15 protein-coding genes are annotated in these 13,200 nt (G+C 74.0%); 13 read left to right on the top strand and 2 right to left on the bottom strand.

What is annotated here, in order from left to right:
- The first annotated feature begins 86 nt into the window (after positions 1-86).
- From nirB to BM236_RS07055, 5 genes are all read left to right on the top strand, one after another.
- Positions 87-2,657, top strand: coding sequence for a nitrite reductase large subunit NirB (nirB, locus tag BM236_RS07040; protein ID WP_091121850.1), 2,571 nt, complete (start codon positions 87-89; stop codon positions 2,655-2,657).
- On the top strand, positions 2,654-2,977 hold the full coding sequence (gene nirD, locus BM236_RS07045) for a nitrite reductase small subunit NirD (RefSeq protein ID WP_091121853.1): 324 nt from the start codon (positions 2,654-2,656) through the stop codon (positions 2,975-2,977). Before nirB ends, nirD begins: the two co-directional genes overlap by 4 nt.
- Positions 2,978-3,102: 125 nt before the next feature.
- Positions 3,103-4,245: a uroporphyrinogen-III synthase gene (locus tag BM236_RS07050; RefSeq protein WP_091122248.1), complete on the top strand. Its 1,143-nt coding sequence runs from the start codon at positions 3,103-3,105 to the stop codon at positions 4,243-4,245.
- Between the two features lie 175 nt (positions 4,246-4,420).
- On the top strand, positions 4,421-4,579 hold the full coding sequence (locus BM236_RS18905; RefSeq protein ID WP_175507586.1) for a hypothetical protein: 159 nt from the start codon (positions 4,421-4,423) through the stop codon (positions 4,577-4,579).
- Between the two features lie 40 nt (positions 4,580-4,619).
- Positions 4,620-5,414: an SDR family oxidoreductase gene (locus BM236_RS07055; protein WP_091121855.1), complete on the top strand. Its 795-nt coding sequence runs from the start codon at positions 4,620-4,622 to the stop codon at positions 5,412-5,414.
- Positions 5,415-5,427: 13 nt separating this feature from the next.
- On the opposite strand, the gene BM236_RS07060 is transcribed toward BM236_RS07055, so the two are convergent.
- Positions 5,428-6,318, bottom strand: a complete 891-nt coding sequence (locus BM236_RS07060) for a class I SAM-dependent methyltransferase (RefSeq protein ID WP_091121857.1) — start codon at positions 6,316-6,318, stop codon at positions 5,428-5,430.
- 141 nt (positions 6,319-6,459) lie between these two features.
- Between BM236_RS07060 and BM236_RS07065 the strand changes: the two genes are divergently transcribed.
- On the top strand, positions 6,460-7,188 hold the full coding sequence (locus tag BM236_RS07065) for a Fic family protein (RefSeq protein WP_091121859.1): 729 nt from the start codon (positions 6,460-6,462) through the stop codon (positions 7,186-7,188).
- A 291-nt stretch (positions 7,189-7,479) separates the two neighbouring features.
- Here the strand turns inward: BM236_RS07065 and BM236_RS07070 are convergent, their stop codons facing one another.
- Complete coding sequence (locus tag BM236_RS07070) at positions 7,480-8,301, bottom strand: HAD family hydrolase (protein ID WP_091121861.1); 822 nt, start codon at positions 8,299-8,301, stop codon at positions 7,480-7,482.
- Between the two features lie 131 nt (positions 8,302-8,432).
- On the opposite strand from BM236_RS07070, the gene ssd reads away from it, so the two are divergent.
- From ssd to BM236_RS07105, 7 genes are all read left to right on the top strand, one after another.
- On the top strand, positions 8,433-9,470 hold the full coding sequence (gene ssd / locus BM236_RS07075; RefSeq protein WP_091121864.1) for a septum site-determining protein Ssd: 1,038 nt from the start codon (positions 8,433-8,435) through the stop codon (positions 9,468-9,470).
- Positions 9,467-10,633, top strand: coding sequence for a TadA family conjugal transfer-associated ATPase (locus BM236_RS07080; protein ID WP_091121866.1), 1,167 nt, complete (start codon positions 9,467-9,469; stop codon positions 10,631-10,633). The genes ssd and BM236_RS07080 overlap by 4 nt, the downstream gene beginning before the upstream one ends.
- A 7-nt stretch (positions 10,634-10,640) precedes the next feature.
- Entirely contained in the window at positions 10,641-11,402 is a 762-nt protein-coding gene (locus BM236_RS07085; protein WP_175507587.1) for a type II secretion system F family protein, read from the top strand.
- Positions 11,399-12,118, top strand: a complete 720-nt coding sequence (locus BM236_RS07090; protein ID WP_091121870.1) for a type II secretion system F family protein — start codon at positions 11,399-11,401, stop codon at positions 12,116-12,118. The genes BM236_RS07085 and BM236_RS07090 overlap by 4 nt, the downstream gene beginning before the upstream one ends.
- 147 nt (positions 12,119-12,265) lie before the next feature.
- Positions 12,266-12,448, top strand: a complete 183-nt coding sequence (locus BM236_RS07095; RefSeq protein ID WP_091121872.1) for a DUF4244 domain-containing protein — start codon at positions 12,266-12,268, stop codon at positions 12,446-12,448.
- Positions 12,448-12,819, top strand: coding sequence for a TadE family protein (locus tag BM236_RS07100; protein WP_091121874.1), 372 nt, complete (start codon positions 12,448-12,450; stop codon positions 12,817-12,819). The genes BM236_RS07095 and BM236_RS07100 overlap by 1 nt, the downstream gene beginning before the upstream one ends.
- The gene (locus BM236_RS07105; protein ID WP_091121876.1) at positions 12,816-13,157 is read left to right on the top strand and encodes an Rv3654c family TadE-like protein; all 342 of its coding nucleotides are present in this window, start codon (positions 12,816-12,818) and stop codon (positions 13,155-13,157) included. Before BM236_RS07100 ends, BM236_RS07105 begins: the two co-directional genes overlap by 4 nt.
- The last annotated feature ends 43 nt before the right edge of the window (positions 13,158-13,200 follow it).

Here is a 13,200-nt window from a genome sequence, read left to right on the forward strand (position 1 = left end):
GAGAAGGCCGTGACCAGATCTGTCACACGAGGAAACCGGTCCCTCACATCCGCTTCCTAGCGTCAGGGACGACGCGAGGAGGACGCATGACGGATCAGGAGCAGCCGCACCGACGCCAGCAGCTGGTGGTCGTCGGGCACGGCATGGTCGGACACCGCCTCGTCGAGGCGGCGATCGAGCGGGGTCTCACCGAGACCCACGACATCACCGTCCTCGGCGCCGAGGCCCGGCCGGCGTACGACCGGGTGGCACTGACCAGCTTCTTCGAGGTCGGCGCCAAGGCGCTGAACCTGCTGCCGAGGGGGCGGTACGACGACCCGCGGGTCAGCCTGCGCACGGGTGTCGAGGTCGTCGCCGTGAGTCCGCGGCAGCGGATCGTCACGCTCAACACCGGCGAGGACATGCACTACGACGAGCTGGTGCTGGCGACGGGCTCCTACCCGTTCGTGCCGCCGGTCCCCGGCAAGGACCTCGACAACGTCTTCGTCTACCGCACCATCGAGGACCTCGAGGCGATCCGGAAGGCGGCCAGGAAGGCCCGGTCGGGCGCCGTGATCGGCGGCGGCCTCCTCGGCCTGGAGGCCGCCAACGCCCTGAGCCAGCTCGGCCTGGAGACCCACGTCGTCGAGCTCGCGCCGCGACTGATGGCGGTCCAGGTCGACGCGGCCGGCGGCCGCACGCTCTCGCGTCACATCGAGGCCCTCGGCCTCTCGGTCCACACCGGCGCGATGACGGAGGCGATCCTCGGGCCCGACCGCGCGGGCCGGGTGACCGGCCTGGCGCTCAAGGACCGCAAGGCCCTCGACGTCGACATCGTCGTCTTCTCCGCGGGCATCCGACCGCAGGACGCCCTCGGCCGCGCAGCCGAGCTCGTCGTCGCCGAGCGCGGCGGGATCCTGGTCGACGAGCGCTGCCGGACCAGTGAGGAGCACATCTACGCGATCGGCGAGTGCGCGGCGCCCGGCGGCGTGATGTACGGCCTGGTCGCCCCCGGCTACGCGATGGCCGAGGTCGTCGTGGACACGCTGCTCGGCGGCGAGGGCACCTTCGAGGGCGCCGACATGTCCACCAAGCTCAAGCTCCTCGGCGTCGACGTCGCCTCCTTCGGCGACGCGCACGGCACCACCGAGGGCGCGCTCGAGCTGACGTACGCCGACGACGTCGCCGGGGTCTACAAGAAGCTCGTGATCGCCGAGGACCCGGAGGACGGCACCCGCCGGCTGCTCGGCGGTGTCCTCGTCGGCGACGCGAGCGCCTACGGCGTGCTCCGCCCCATGGCCGCCTCCGGCCTGCCGCTCCCCGACAACCCGGAGGACCTCATCCTCCCGGCCGGTGGCGGCGGGGGAGTCGCGCTCGCGCTGCCGGCCGACGCGCAGGTCTGCTCCTGCAACAACGTCACCAAGGGCGAGATCGAGGCGGCCGTCGACGCCGGTTGCGAGACGGCCGCCGACGTCACCAGGCAGACCAGGGCCGGCGCCACCTGCGGCTCCTGCAAGACGCAGGTCAAGAAGATCGTGGAGGACCACTTCGCCGCGCAGGGGCGCACGGTCGACAGGTCCCTCTGCGAGCACTTCCCCCTCACCCGGGCCGAGCTCTTCGACGTCGTGCTCATCCACGGCCACCGGACCTTCGACCAGATCGTCGAGGCGCACGGCACGGGACGGGGCTGCGACATCTGCCGCCCGACCGTGGCGTCCATCCTCGCGAGCCAGCTCAACGGCCACGTGCTCGCCCGCGAGAACCGCACCCTGCAGGACACCAACGACGCCTACCTCGCCAATCTCCAGCGCAACGGCACCTACTCGGTCGTCCCGCGCATCCCCGGCGGCGAGATCACCCCCGAGAAGCTCATCGTGATCGGCGAGGTGGCGCGCGACTTCGGGCTCTACACCAAGATCACCGGCGGCCAGCGCATCGACCTGCTCGGCGCCCGGACCGAGCAGCTCCCCGCCATCTGGCGCCGCCTCGTGGACGCCGGCTTCGAGTCCGGGCACGCCTACGGCAAGGCGCTGCGCACGGTGAAGTCCTGCGTCGGGTCGACCTGGTGCCGCTACGGCGTCCAGGACTCCGTCGGCCTCGCGATCATGCTCGAGCTGCGCTACCGCGGGCTCAGGTCGCCGCACAAGCTGAAGGGCGGCGTCTCAGGGTGCGCGCGCGAGTGCGCGGAGGCCCGCGGCAAGGACTTCGGCGTGATCGCGACGGAGAAGGGCTGGAACCTGTACGTCGGCGGCAACGGCGGCGCCGTCCCCGCCCACGCCCAGCTGCTGGCCGGCGACCTGGCGACCGAGGACCTCGTCCGCTACCTCGACCGCTTCCTGATGTACTACATCCGCACCGCCGACCGGCTCCAGCGCACGTCGACGTGGATCGACCAGCTCGACGGCGGCCTCGACCGGGTCCGTGAGGTCGTGGTCGACGACGTCCTCGGGCTGGGCACCGAGCTGGAGGCGGCGATGGCCCAGCACGTGGACTGCTACGTCGACGAGTGGACCGCCACCCTCGAAGACCCCGACAAGCTCGCCCGCTTCGTCTCCTTCGTCAACGCCCCGGACCTGCCCGACCCGGCGATCAGCTTCGACACCGCCCGTGACCAGATCGTCCCGGCTCCCGCCGCGGTCGACCTCGGCGCCTCGATCCCCGTCGGGGCTGGCCGGTGACCCCGGTCTGCGGTCTCGACCGGATCGACCGGGAGTCGGGCGTCACCGCGCTCGTCGAGGGGCATGCCGTCGCCATCTTCAGGACGTACGACGACCAGGTCTTCGCGCTCTCCAACTTCGACCCGTTCGGCCGGGCCGGGGTCCTGGCGCGCGGCATCGTGGGGACCCGGGGCGACGTCTCGTTCGTCGCCTCACCGCTGCACAAGCAGGCCTTCGACCTGCGCACCGGGCAGTGCCTCGACGACCCGACGGTCTCCGTGGCGTCGTACGAGGTCGAGGTCAGGGACGGGCAGGTCCTCGTCGGCGGGAGGCGCCGCTGAGCGATCGCCCGTCGAGACCCGCCGTGATCGGCGCCTGTGAGGTCGTGAGGAGTTCGTGACCGTCGGGACACTGCGGCCGGATGGCGGCCGTTACCGGTTGCCCGCACAATCGACGCGTGACCGACATGCCTGCCGCCGCGCCCGCGGAGACGCAGCCGCTCGCCGGCTTCCGGGTCGGCATCACCGCCGCACGCAAGGCCGACGAGCAGATGGTCCTCCTCGAGCGGCGCGGCGCGAGCGTCGTCTGGGCGCCGGCGCTCTCGATCGAGCCGAACCACGTCGACGACGCCTCCCTCCGCGCGGCCACGGACGAGGTGCTGTCGGAGAAGGTCGACATGCTGCTCGTGACGACCGGCATCGGGATGAAGGCGTGGCTCGACCGGGCCGAGGAGTGGGGGCTGCTCGACCGGCTCACCGAGCACCTCGGCCGCGCCGAGATCCTCGCCCGGGGCCCGAAGAGCGTGGGCGCACTCCGCCGTCGTGGCCTGCGGGAGCTGTGGGCGCCGCAGTCGGAGTCCTTCGACGACGTGCTCGAGCACCTGCGTGGCCGCGACCTCACCGGCCGCCGGATCGTCGTCCAGGAACACGGCCAGTCGCTGTCGATGGTCGCCCACGCCCTGCGCCGCCAGGGGGCATCGGTCGTGACCGTGACCGTCTACCGCGTCGAGTCGGCGGCCGACCCCGAGCCGATGTTCCACCTCATCGACCAGATCGTCGACCGCGAGGTCGACGCGGTCACCTTCACCGCCGCACCCGCCATCGCCGCCCTCATGCAGGCGGCCGGCTCGACCGGACGTCGTGACGAGGTCGTCTCCGCCTTCCAGGCCGACGTCATCGCCGCCTGCGTCGGGCCGGTGACCGCCGCCGCCTTCGAGATGTGGGGCGTGCCGACGATCTATCCCGACCGGTCCCGGCTCGCCGCCATGGTGAGGCAGCTCGAGACGGAGCTGCCCTCGCGACGCGCCGGACTGGCCGTCGGCCTCGCCGGCGGCCACCAGCTGCTCCTGCACGGCGACGACATCCTCCTCGACGGCGTCGAGGTGAGGCTCTCGCCGGCCCCGGCCGCCGTGCTCCAGGCCCTCGTCGCCAACCCCGGCAACGTCGTCCCACGCCAGGCGCTGCTGGCCGCGCTGCCCTCCGGCACGGCGGGCTCCGAGCACGCCGTCGAGATGGCCGTCGCCCGGCTCCGCTCCGCGTTGGGGACCCGCGCGGTGCAGACGGTCGTCAAGCGCGGCTACCGCCTGGCGGTCGCTCCGACGGGCGCCTGACAGCGCGTCGTCGACGCCTCGTCCGACCGACGCGGCGGTGGCCGCGGAATACGGCACGGAGGGCCATACCGCATCTGGGGGAACTCCGCGACCAGAACGGCAGAATTTCCCTGAACGAGCTTCGAGCGGCGTTGTATCGACCCGAGTGATCAGCACGTTCGAAGGGAGTCCGTCGGTGTCCTATGCACATGCTCCGCTGCTCACGATGCCGTGCCTGGACTGCGGCGCACCCGCGGTGATCCTCAGCGAGACCCGCACCGGCCGCCTGTGCCCGGTGTGCGCGGTGAGCGAGTACGTGCACCTGCATCCGATGCCGCTCCCCACCGCCGTCTGATCCGGTCGTACCCGCGATCGATCGTGGGTACCCCTCCCGCATGTCCGGCACCTACCCCCGCCTCGCCATCGTCACCGGCAGCGACTCCGGCATCGGAGCCGCCACCGCCGAGCTCCTCGCCTCCGAGGGCTTCGACGTCGGGCTGACCGCCCATCACGACCTGGACGCGCTCGCGGAGACCGTCCGGGCTGTCGAGGCGCGCGGCCAGCGCGCCTTCGTGGAGCCCTTCGACGCAGCCTCGCCGACCGCTGGCGACGTCGTCGACCGGCTCGCCGAGAAGCTCGGCGGTCTCGGCGTGCTCGTCAACGTCGCGGGCACCGGCCACAGCGACGCGGTCCTCGACCTCTCCTTCGACCGGTGGCGGCAGGTGATCGCCACCGACCTCGACGGCCCGTTCCAGTGCGCCCAGCGGGCCGCGCAGCGGATGGTCGACGCCGGCCAAGGTGGTCGGATCGTCAACATCACCAGCGTCCACGAGCACGTCCCGCGGTACGGCTCGGCCGCCTACTGCACCGCCAAGGCGGGGCTCGGCATGCTCACCCGGGTGATGGCCCTCGAGCTGGGCGAGCACGGCATCACGGTCAACGCGGTCGCTCCGGGCGAGATCGCCACGGAGATGACCGGCCAGGCCGAGGAGGACGCCTACCACGTCGAGCGGCCGGGCAACCCGACCGGACGACCGGGCCACGTCGCCGAGGTCGCCTCGGTCATCGCGTTCCTCGCCTCACCGCGGGCGGCCTACGTCACCGGGTCGTCGTACGCCGTCGACGGCGGGCTGATGCTGATGGCCGCGCACGGCCACGACGCCTCGGGCGCGGACTGGCGCGGGGTCTGAGCCGGGCCCTGCGTCAGCGGAAGTCGATGAGCAGCATCGAGCCGGTGGAACCCGGGTCGGGCCGGTCCTCGGCGATCGAGTCGAGGATCCGCGGCAGCGAGTGCGCGGTGTCGGTGAGCGAGCCACCAGAGGAGATGAACGTGGTCGCGACCGGGGTCTCGACGACCGGGCGGCCGGGGACCCGCGGGACGACGGTCGCCCGGTAGGCGAGGCACTTGTAGGGCAGCTGCATGCCGTCCATGCCGCGGCCGTAGTCGTCGTAGAACGCCAGGACCTCCCGCCGCTTGGCCTCGCGCTCCTCATCGGAGCGACCTGCCAGGTTGGACCGGGAGAGCACCAGGTCCACCACGCTCGACCGGTCGATGGTCTGCCAGAAGTCGTAGCGCGCGTGCTCGACGCCTTCGAAGAGGCCGCTGTCGAGGACCGGCTCGCTGGGGTCCGCGGACTCGACCGGATTCTCGATGAGCCGGCCCAGCTTGCGCACCCACGGGATCGACTCGTCGCGCTCGTTCCAGGCCATCGCCAGGGTGCCGCCCGGGTTCAGCACCCGGGCGATCTCCGGCAGCGCCTTGTCCAGGTCGAACCAGTGCAGGGCCTGGCCGACCACGACGACGTCGTAGGTCAGGTCCGGCGCGGGGATCTGCTCGGCGCTCCCGACCGACGTGCGCACGTCGGGCAGGTGGCGGCGCAACACGTCGAGCATCGCCTCGTCGGGATCCGTGGCGTGCACGTCGTGACCGAGCTCGACCAGGGTCCGGGTCAGCTTGCCGGTGCCCGCGCCGAGCTCGAGCACGCTCATCGGCATCGGGCCGACCAACCACTCGACGGCCGTTCGGGGATAGCTCGGCCGACCGCGGTCGTAGGACTCCGCGACCTTGCCGAACACGCGCCCCTGGTCACTCATCTCCCGCAGGCTACCTGCGGAGAGGCGTCGCGACCGGCTGCGTCACCGCGTGTCATCGAGGCCCGTGGCCGTGACGGTCGTCATGGCGCTGACCGCGGGTGAGGCCCGTCGGGTCGGAGCCGCTGCGGCTAGCGTTGCGCCGTGACCGCTGATCCGTTGGCCTGGCTGGTGTCGCTCGAGGGTGTGTCGTCGGCGTACGCCGCCACCCGGGACGGCATCGACGTCATGCTGCGCGACCGCGGGCTGCGCCGGACCTCCCCGGAGACGACCGCCGAGTCGCTGCTGCGCGGCGCCCACGCCTCGGCCGTCCTCGAGGGCTCGTCCTCGTCCCTGGAGGACGTGCGGTCCTCGGGCGGCGACCCGATCGCGACGGACTCCGTCCGGCTCTCGACCGAGCTGCTCGGGCTGGTGCCGGTGCTGCAGCGAGCGCCGCTGCAGGCACTGGCCCGGCTGCACGCCGTCACCGCGGCCGGGTCGGTGAGCGACGAGGAGCTCGGCCGGCCGCGCTCGGCCGAGGCCGCGACACGGCTGCGCTCGCTCGCGGACCTGCTCGCCGCCCGGACCTCGGCCCCCGCGCTCGTGGTCGCGGCCATCGTCCACGCCGACCTGGCGACCGTCGCGCCGTTCGCGTCGCACAACGGGATCGTGGCGCGGGCGGCGGAGCGGCTGGTGCTGGTCGCGCGCGGGGTCGACGAGAAGTCGCTGGTGGTGCCTGAGGCCGGTCACCTGGCGCTGCGCGCGGAGTACGAGTCGAACCTGCGCGGCTATGCGAGCGGGTCCCAGGCCGGCGTACACGCCTGGCTGCTCTATGGCGCCGAGGCGTTCGCGGCCGGTGCGGAGGCGTCCCCGCTGCGGCGCGCCGCGGAGTAGCGGAGCCTCGTCAGCACGTGCAGGTGGCACCCGGGTTCTCAAGATGAACAGGCCGGATGCCACCGCTTGTCACACGATCTCGGGCTACCAGGCGTGCACCGTCTAATTGCTGCCGGCGGGCTTTCTCCCCGCCTCCACAGCGCCCTGTAGGAAGGGTGGATCGCCGCGTGGGTACCCGATCGTGTGGCGCTCTTGAGTTCTCTCACGTTCGTTTCTACGCCGCTTTGCGGGCCCCTTCAACCCCCGTCATGGGTTGACTTCTGAGGCTCCGTGGGGGTGGCCGGATCCGGCTCAGGCGCCCAGTCGACCGAGGCCACGGCGGGGCTTCGGCCCACGGCCGCGGGCCCAGATCACGCCTCCGGCGACCACGACGCCGCCGACGGCGAGCGCCGCGAGGGTCGGCCTGGCCGGCGGGAGCGGGAGGCTGCCGCGCAGCGCGACGGGCTTGGTGAAGACCAGGATCGGCCACTCGCGAGCCGTCGCGACGCGGCGCAGGTCCTTGTCGGGATTGACGGCGAACGGGTGGCCGACGGCCTCGAGCATCGGGACGTCGGTCGCGGAGTCGCTGTAGGCGTAGCACTCGGCGAGGTCGTAGCCGCGCTCCTCCGCGAGCGCCCGGATCGCGTTGGCCTTCTCCTCGGCATAGGCGTAGTAGACGATCTCGCCGGTGTAGCGCCCGTCCTCGATCTCGACCTGGGTGGCGACCACGTGGTCGGCGCCCAGCATCTCGCCGATGGGCTCGACGACCTCCGTGCCGCTCGTGGAGACGATGACGACGTCGCGGCCGGCGGCCTTGTGCTCGGCGATGAGCGTGACCGCCTCGTCGTAGACGAGCGGGTCGACGATGTTGTGCAGCGTGTCGGCGACGATCTCCCGGACGGTGCTGACGTCCCAGCCGGTGACCAGCTCGGACATGAACCGCCGCATCCGCTCCATCTGGTCGTGGTCGGCCCCGCCGACGACGTAGACGAACTGGGAGTAGACGCTGTGCAGCAGGGCCCGGCGCGAGATCAGCCCGCCGGCCTGGAAGGGCTTGCTGAACGCCAAGGTGCTCGACTTGGCGATGATCGTCTTGTCGAGGTCGAAGAACGCCGCTTGCCGGCCGCTTGCCATGGGTGCACCTTAGTTGGCGGATGGGCGCCGGAGAGGCCGTTTGCCGTCCACAGGCCCGATCGGGTGCATGCCGATCCACAGGGCGCTTCGGACCTGGTCTGAGCGTCGGTGGGCGCGGGAAGCCTCCGGGCATGACCCACGCACTCCTCATCACCGCTGACGAGACGCTCCTCGACGAGCTGGTCCGGCTCTGCGCGGCGGCCGGCACCACCCCCGACGTCGCCGCCGACGTCGGGACGGCGCTGCAGGGCTGGTCCTCGGCGGCGCTGGTGCTGCTCGGCGCCGACCTCGCCCCCGACCTGGCGCGCGCCTCACCGCCGCGCCGGGACGGCGTCCACGTGGTGGCCTGGGGAGCGGCGCCCGACGGCGTGTTCCGCACGGCGCTCGCGGTCGGTGCCGAGGGTGTCGCGCTGCTGCCCGGCTCGGCGGAGTGGCTCGCGGCGGTCCTCGGGGACGTCGGCGATGTCGGCCGCGCGCGAGGGCTCACGATCGGGGTGATGCCGGGCTCGGGCGGAGCGGGAGCGACCACGTTCGCCTGCGGGCTCGCCCAGCTCGCGTCCCGGACCGGCCCGACGGTCGTGCTCGACGCCGACCCGCTCGGACCCGGCGTCGACCGGGTCCTCGGGCTGGAGGAGCGGCCGGGAGCGCGGTGGGGCGACCTGGCCGGGACGGCGGGCCGGCTCAGCGCCCGCTCGCTGCGCGAGGGCATCCCGCGCTACGCCGACCTCGGCGTGCTCACCTGGGGCAGCGGCGACCGGCGCGAGCTCGACGTGCCGACCGTCCGCGAGGTGCTCTCGGCGGCCCGACGCGGCCACGACACCGTCGTGGTCGACCTGCCGCGCTCGGCCGACCCGGTCACCGAGGAGATCGGCCACCGGTGCGACCAGGTGCTCGTCGTGGTGGCCGCCTCGGTGACCGGGATCGCGTCGGCGGCCCGGCTGGTCGCGCGGTTCGGCGACCGGTCGCGGCTGCGGCTCGTCGTTCGCGGGGGAGGGGCGGAGCCGGAGGCGGTCGGGCGCGCCGTCGGCGTGCCGCTCATCGCGGCCATGGGCGACCAGCGCGGTCTCGCGGAGAGCATCGACCTCGGCATCGGGCCGATGCGGTCGCGGCGCGGCCCCCTCGGTCGGGCCGCCCGGACGGTGCTCGGGCTGATGCCGGTCGCGGCATGAGGACGCCGGTCGATCTCGCTCCAGACGTCGTCGACGACGTCAGGGACTGGCTCGCCCGGACTCCGGGCGATCTCACGCCGCACCGGGTCGCAGAGGCGCTGCGTGCGGCCGGCCGCCCCGTCGGCGACGTGACCGTGCTGACCGTCTACGAGCTGCTGCGACGTGACGTCGTCGGGGCCGGTCCGCTCGAGCCGTTGCTGCGGCTGCCCGACGTGACCGACGTGCTCGTCAACGGCCCCGACCAGGTCTTCGTCGACCGCGGCCGCGGACTCGAGCCGACCGAGCTGCGCTTCCCCGACGACGGGGCCGTACGTCGTCTGGCCCAGCGGCTGGCGGCCGCGGCCGGCCGACGCCTCGACGACGCGATGCCCTTCGTGGACCTCCGGCTGCCCGACGGGACCCGCTTCCACGCCGTGCTCGCGCCGTTGGCCAGACCCGGCACGGTCATCTCCCTCCGCGTCCCGTCGCGGCGCTCCTTCCCCCTCGACGACCTGGTCGCGAGCGGCGCGCTGACCGGCTCGGGCGTCGCCCTCGTGCGGGCGGTCGTGCGCTCGCGAGCGGCGTTCCTGGTCAGCGGCGGGACCGGCAGCGGCAAGACGACGCTGCTGGCGGCACTGTTGGGGCAGGTCGATCCTGAGGAGCGGCTCGTGCTCGTCGAGGACGCCTCCGAGCTGCGTCCCGACCATCCCCACGTCGTCGGGCTCGAGGGTCGGCCAGCCAACATCGAGGGGGCGGGGGCGGTCGAGCTGCGGGCGCTGGTCCGGCAGGCGCTGCGGATGCGCCCCGACCGGCTCGTGGTCGGGGAGGTGCGTGGTGCCGAGGTCGTCGACCTGCTGGCGGCGCTCAACACCGGTCACGAGGGTGGCTGCGGGACCCTGCACGCCAACTCCGCCGTCGACGTGCCCGCCCGGGTCGAGGCCCTCGCCCTCGCCGCGGGCCTCAACCGGGAGGCGGTGCACAGCCAGTTCGCGTCGGGGGTCGACCTCGTCCTGCACCTGCAGCGCGGCCGCGACGGTGTGCGCCGGCTGGTGCAGGTCGCCGTTCCGGTCCGCCAGGCCGACGGCCTGGTCCGGATGGAGCTGGCCGTCTCGTTCCCCGCCGGAGGCGACCTGGCCGAGGGGCCCGGTGCCGCCCGGCTCATGGCGTTGCTGGAGGGGCGGTGACGACGTCGTGACGACATCGTGGCTGGCGGCCGTCGTGGCCGCCGGCCAGGCCGCCGCTCTGCTGCCCAGGCCGCGTGCCCGACCCGGCCCGCTCCGGTCACCGGTGGTCCTGCCCGTGGTCGGGCTCGCTGTCCTCGCCTTCGCGGCACCGGCGCGAGTGGTCGCCCTCGTGCTCCTTGCGGCGGCCCTCTTCCTCGGCGGTGGCGTCCTGTGGCGCCGCCGGGCCGGTCGGCTGGCAGCCGCACGCACCGCTGCCCGGCTGGTGGACGTCTGCGAGCTGCTCGCGGCCGAGCTGAGCGTCGGTCGGCCCGCCGGCTGGGCCCTGGATCGGGCCGCGCGCGACTGGCCGGTGCTCGCACCGGTCGCCGAGGCTGCCCGCGTGGGTGCTGATGTGCCGGGTGCGCTGCGTGCGGCCGGGTCGACCCCGGGCGCCGACGGGCTGCGCTGGGTGGCCGCAGCCTGGCAGGTCGCCCACCGCACCGGCCAAGGCCTGGCCGACGCGGTCGACCGGGTCGCCCTCGATCTCAGGGCCCAGCAGGCGACCCGCCGCGTGGTCGACGGCGAGCTCGCCTCCGCCCGCGCCACCGCGAAGCTGGTCGCGCTGCTCCCGGTCGCGGCGTTGGCCATGGGCAGCGGCGTCGGCGGCGATCCGTGGGCGTTCCTCCTCGGCACACCCGTCGGGCTCGGCTGCCTCGGCCTCGGCCTCGCGATCGGCTGGGTCGGGTTGTGGTGGATCGAGGCCATCGCCCGCGCGGCGGAGGCGACATGAGCCCGCTGCTGGTCGGCGCCGTCGCCGGTGCGGCCGCCGCGTTCCTGCCGCGGCCACGAGTGACATCGCTGTCCGGATCGTCGCCTACGCTCGTCGACGATGCCGGGCCTGCCGACTGGATGGTGCGCCTGCGGCTGCCGTTGAGCCTGCTCGCGGGGGTCGCGGCGGCCACGTTCGTGGGTGGCTCACCGGGCATGGTCGCCGCACCGCTCGCTGCAGTGGCCTGCTGGCGAGCGATCGGGCGCACCGAGCCGTCCGTCGTACGCCGGGAGCGGGCGGAGCTCCAGCGCGAGCTGCCACACCTCGCTCGCCTGATGGCCGCTGCGCTGGCCGCCGGCGCCGCCCCCGCCGAGGCGGCCCAGGCGGTCGCCGACGCCCTCCCGGGACCCGGCGGCGCGCGCCTGGCCCGGGCAGCCGCACGACTGCGCCTCGGCGCCGACCCGGTCGGCGTGTGGCAGGGGCTCGCGGCCGACCCTGCGCTCGCCCCGCTCGGGCGGGCGCTGGCCCGGGGGCAGTCGTCGGGCTCCAGCGTGGTCGCGTCGGTGGAGCGGCTCGGGGAGGAGCTCGCCCGTGCCGCCCGCTCCGACGCGGAGGACCGCGCCCGACGTGTCGGCGTGAAGGCGGCCGTCCCCCTCGGGGTGTGCCTGCTCCCGTCGTTCCTGCTCATCGGCATCGTCCCGCTCGTCGGCGGGCTCCTGACCTCGCTGCGGCTCTGACGACGGGCCGTTCGCCGTCCACAGCCGCCGCCCCGGACCCCGCGATCCACAGACGCCGGCGACCCGGGTGCGGGAGACCTGCTCCGGGGCAGATCGTCGGCCACCGGCCGCACCGTGCGGCTCGTCCAACCATCCGAAGGAGACACCATGCACCGCTCCCTCCACCTCCGCCGTCGCACCGAGCGCGGCATCACGACCGCCGAGTACGCCGTCGGCACGGCCGCGGGCGCCGGCCTCGCCGGTCTGCTCTACAAGATGCTGACCGGCGGCTTCGGCAACGAGCTGCTGACGAAGCTCTACGACCACGTCCTCAGGCTGCTCGGCATCTGATGCCTCGCCGACGCCTGTCCCGCCGGGGCGCCGCCACGGCCGAGCTCGTCATGGTGCTCCCCGTCCTGGTGGCGGTCACCATCGGGCTGGTGTGGCTGCTCGCGGTCGGCGCCGCCCAGGTCCGCGCCGTGGACGCGGCCCGCGAGACCGCCCGGGCGCTCGCCCGGGGAGACGACCGGGCCGAGGCGGTCGACCGGGGCGTCAGCGTCGGGCCCCGGGGCACGAGCGTCGCCGTCGAGACCGACGGCGACCGGGTCGTGGCGGTGGCCGAGGCGTCGGTGCGTGGCCCCGGCGGGCTGTTCGGCTTCCTGCCGGCCGTCACGGTCCATGCCCGAGCCGTGGCCGCCGCCGAGGAGGAGGCGGCGCCGTGAGCCGTCGCGAGCGCGGCTCGGCGGTCCCCTTCGCGGTCGCCTGCCTGGGCCTGGTGCTGCTGCTCGGCGCGGCCCTCGGCGCGGCCGGAGCGATGGTCGCCGACCACCGCCGCGCCCAGGGGGCGGCCGACCTGGCCGCGCTCGCCGGCGCAGCCGACGTGGCCCACGGTGGCGCCGGCTGTGCCGCTGCCGGCCGCATCGCGTCCGACAACGGCGCCGCCCTGTCCGACTGCCGCGTCGAGGGCGCCGAGGTCCGGGTGTCCGTGGTCGTCACGGGCCCGCGCTGGCTCGGCGACTCCGGCGACCTCATGGCCGAGGCGCGTGCAGGACCGGGGTGAGCGCCGCGTACGGCAGCACCCGCGCTTCCGGCAGGCGCGGTCG

This window comes from Nocardioides terrae, assembly GCF_900112345.1.
GTDB classification, from domain to species: Bacteria; Actinomycetota; Actinomycetes; order Propionibacteriales; family Nocardioidaceae; genus Nocardioides; species Nocardioides terrae.

Excerpts from the sequence above, each read along its gene's own strand:
- BM236_RS07095 (WP_091121872.1), top strand. The coding sequence starts at position 12,266 with ATGCACCGCTCCCTCCACCTCCGCCGTCGCACCGAGCGCGGCATCACG.
- BM236_RS07080 (WP_091121866.1), top strand. The coding sequence starts at position 9,467 with ATGAGGACGCCGGTCGATCTCGCTCCAGACGTCGTCGACGACGTCAGG.
- BM236_RS07070 (WP_091121861.1), bottom strand. The coding sequence starts at position 8,301 with ATGGCAAGCGGCCGGCAAGCGGCGTTCTTCGACCTCGACAAGACGATC.
- ssd (WP_091121864.1), top strand. The coding sequence starts at position 8,433 with ATGACCCACGCACTCCTCATCACCGCTGACGAGACGCTCCTCGACGAG.
- nirB (WP_091121850.1), top strand. The coding sequence starts at position 87 with ATGACGGATCAGGAGCAGCCGCACCGACGCCAGCAGCTGGTGGTCGTC.
- BM236_RS07090 (WP_091121870.1), top strand. The coding sequence starts at position 11,399 with ATGAGCCCGCTGCTGGTCGGCGCCGTCGCCGGTGCGGCCGCCGCGTTC.
- BM236_RS07050 (WP_091122248.1), top strand. The coding sequence starts at position 3,103 with ATGCCTGCCGCCGCGCCCGCGGAGACGCAGCCGCTCGCCGGCTTCCGG.
- BM236_RS07055 (WP_091121855.1), top strand. The coding sequence starts at position 4,620 with ATGTCCGGCACCTACCCCCGCCTCGCCATCGTCACCGGCAGCGACTCC.
- BM236_RS07060 (WP_091121857.1), bottom strand. The coding sequence starts at position 6,318 with ATGAGTGACCAGGGGCGCGTGTTCGGCAAGGTCGCGGAGTCCTACGAC.
- BM236_RS07100 (WP_091121874.1), top strand. The coding sequence starts at position 12,448 with ATGCCTCGCCGACGCCTGTCCCGCCGGGGCGCCGCCACGGCCGAGCTC.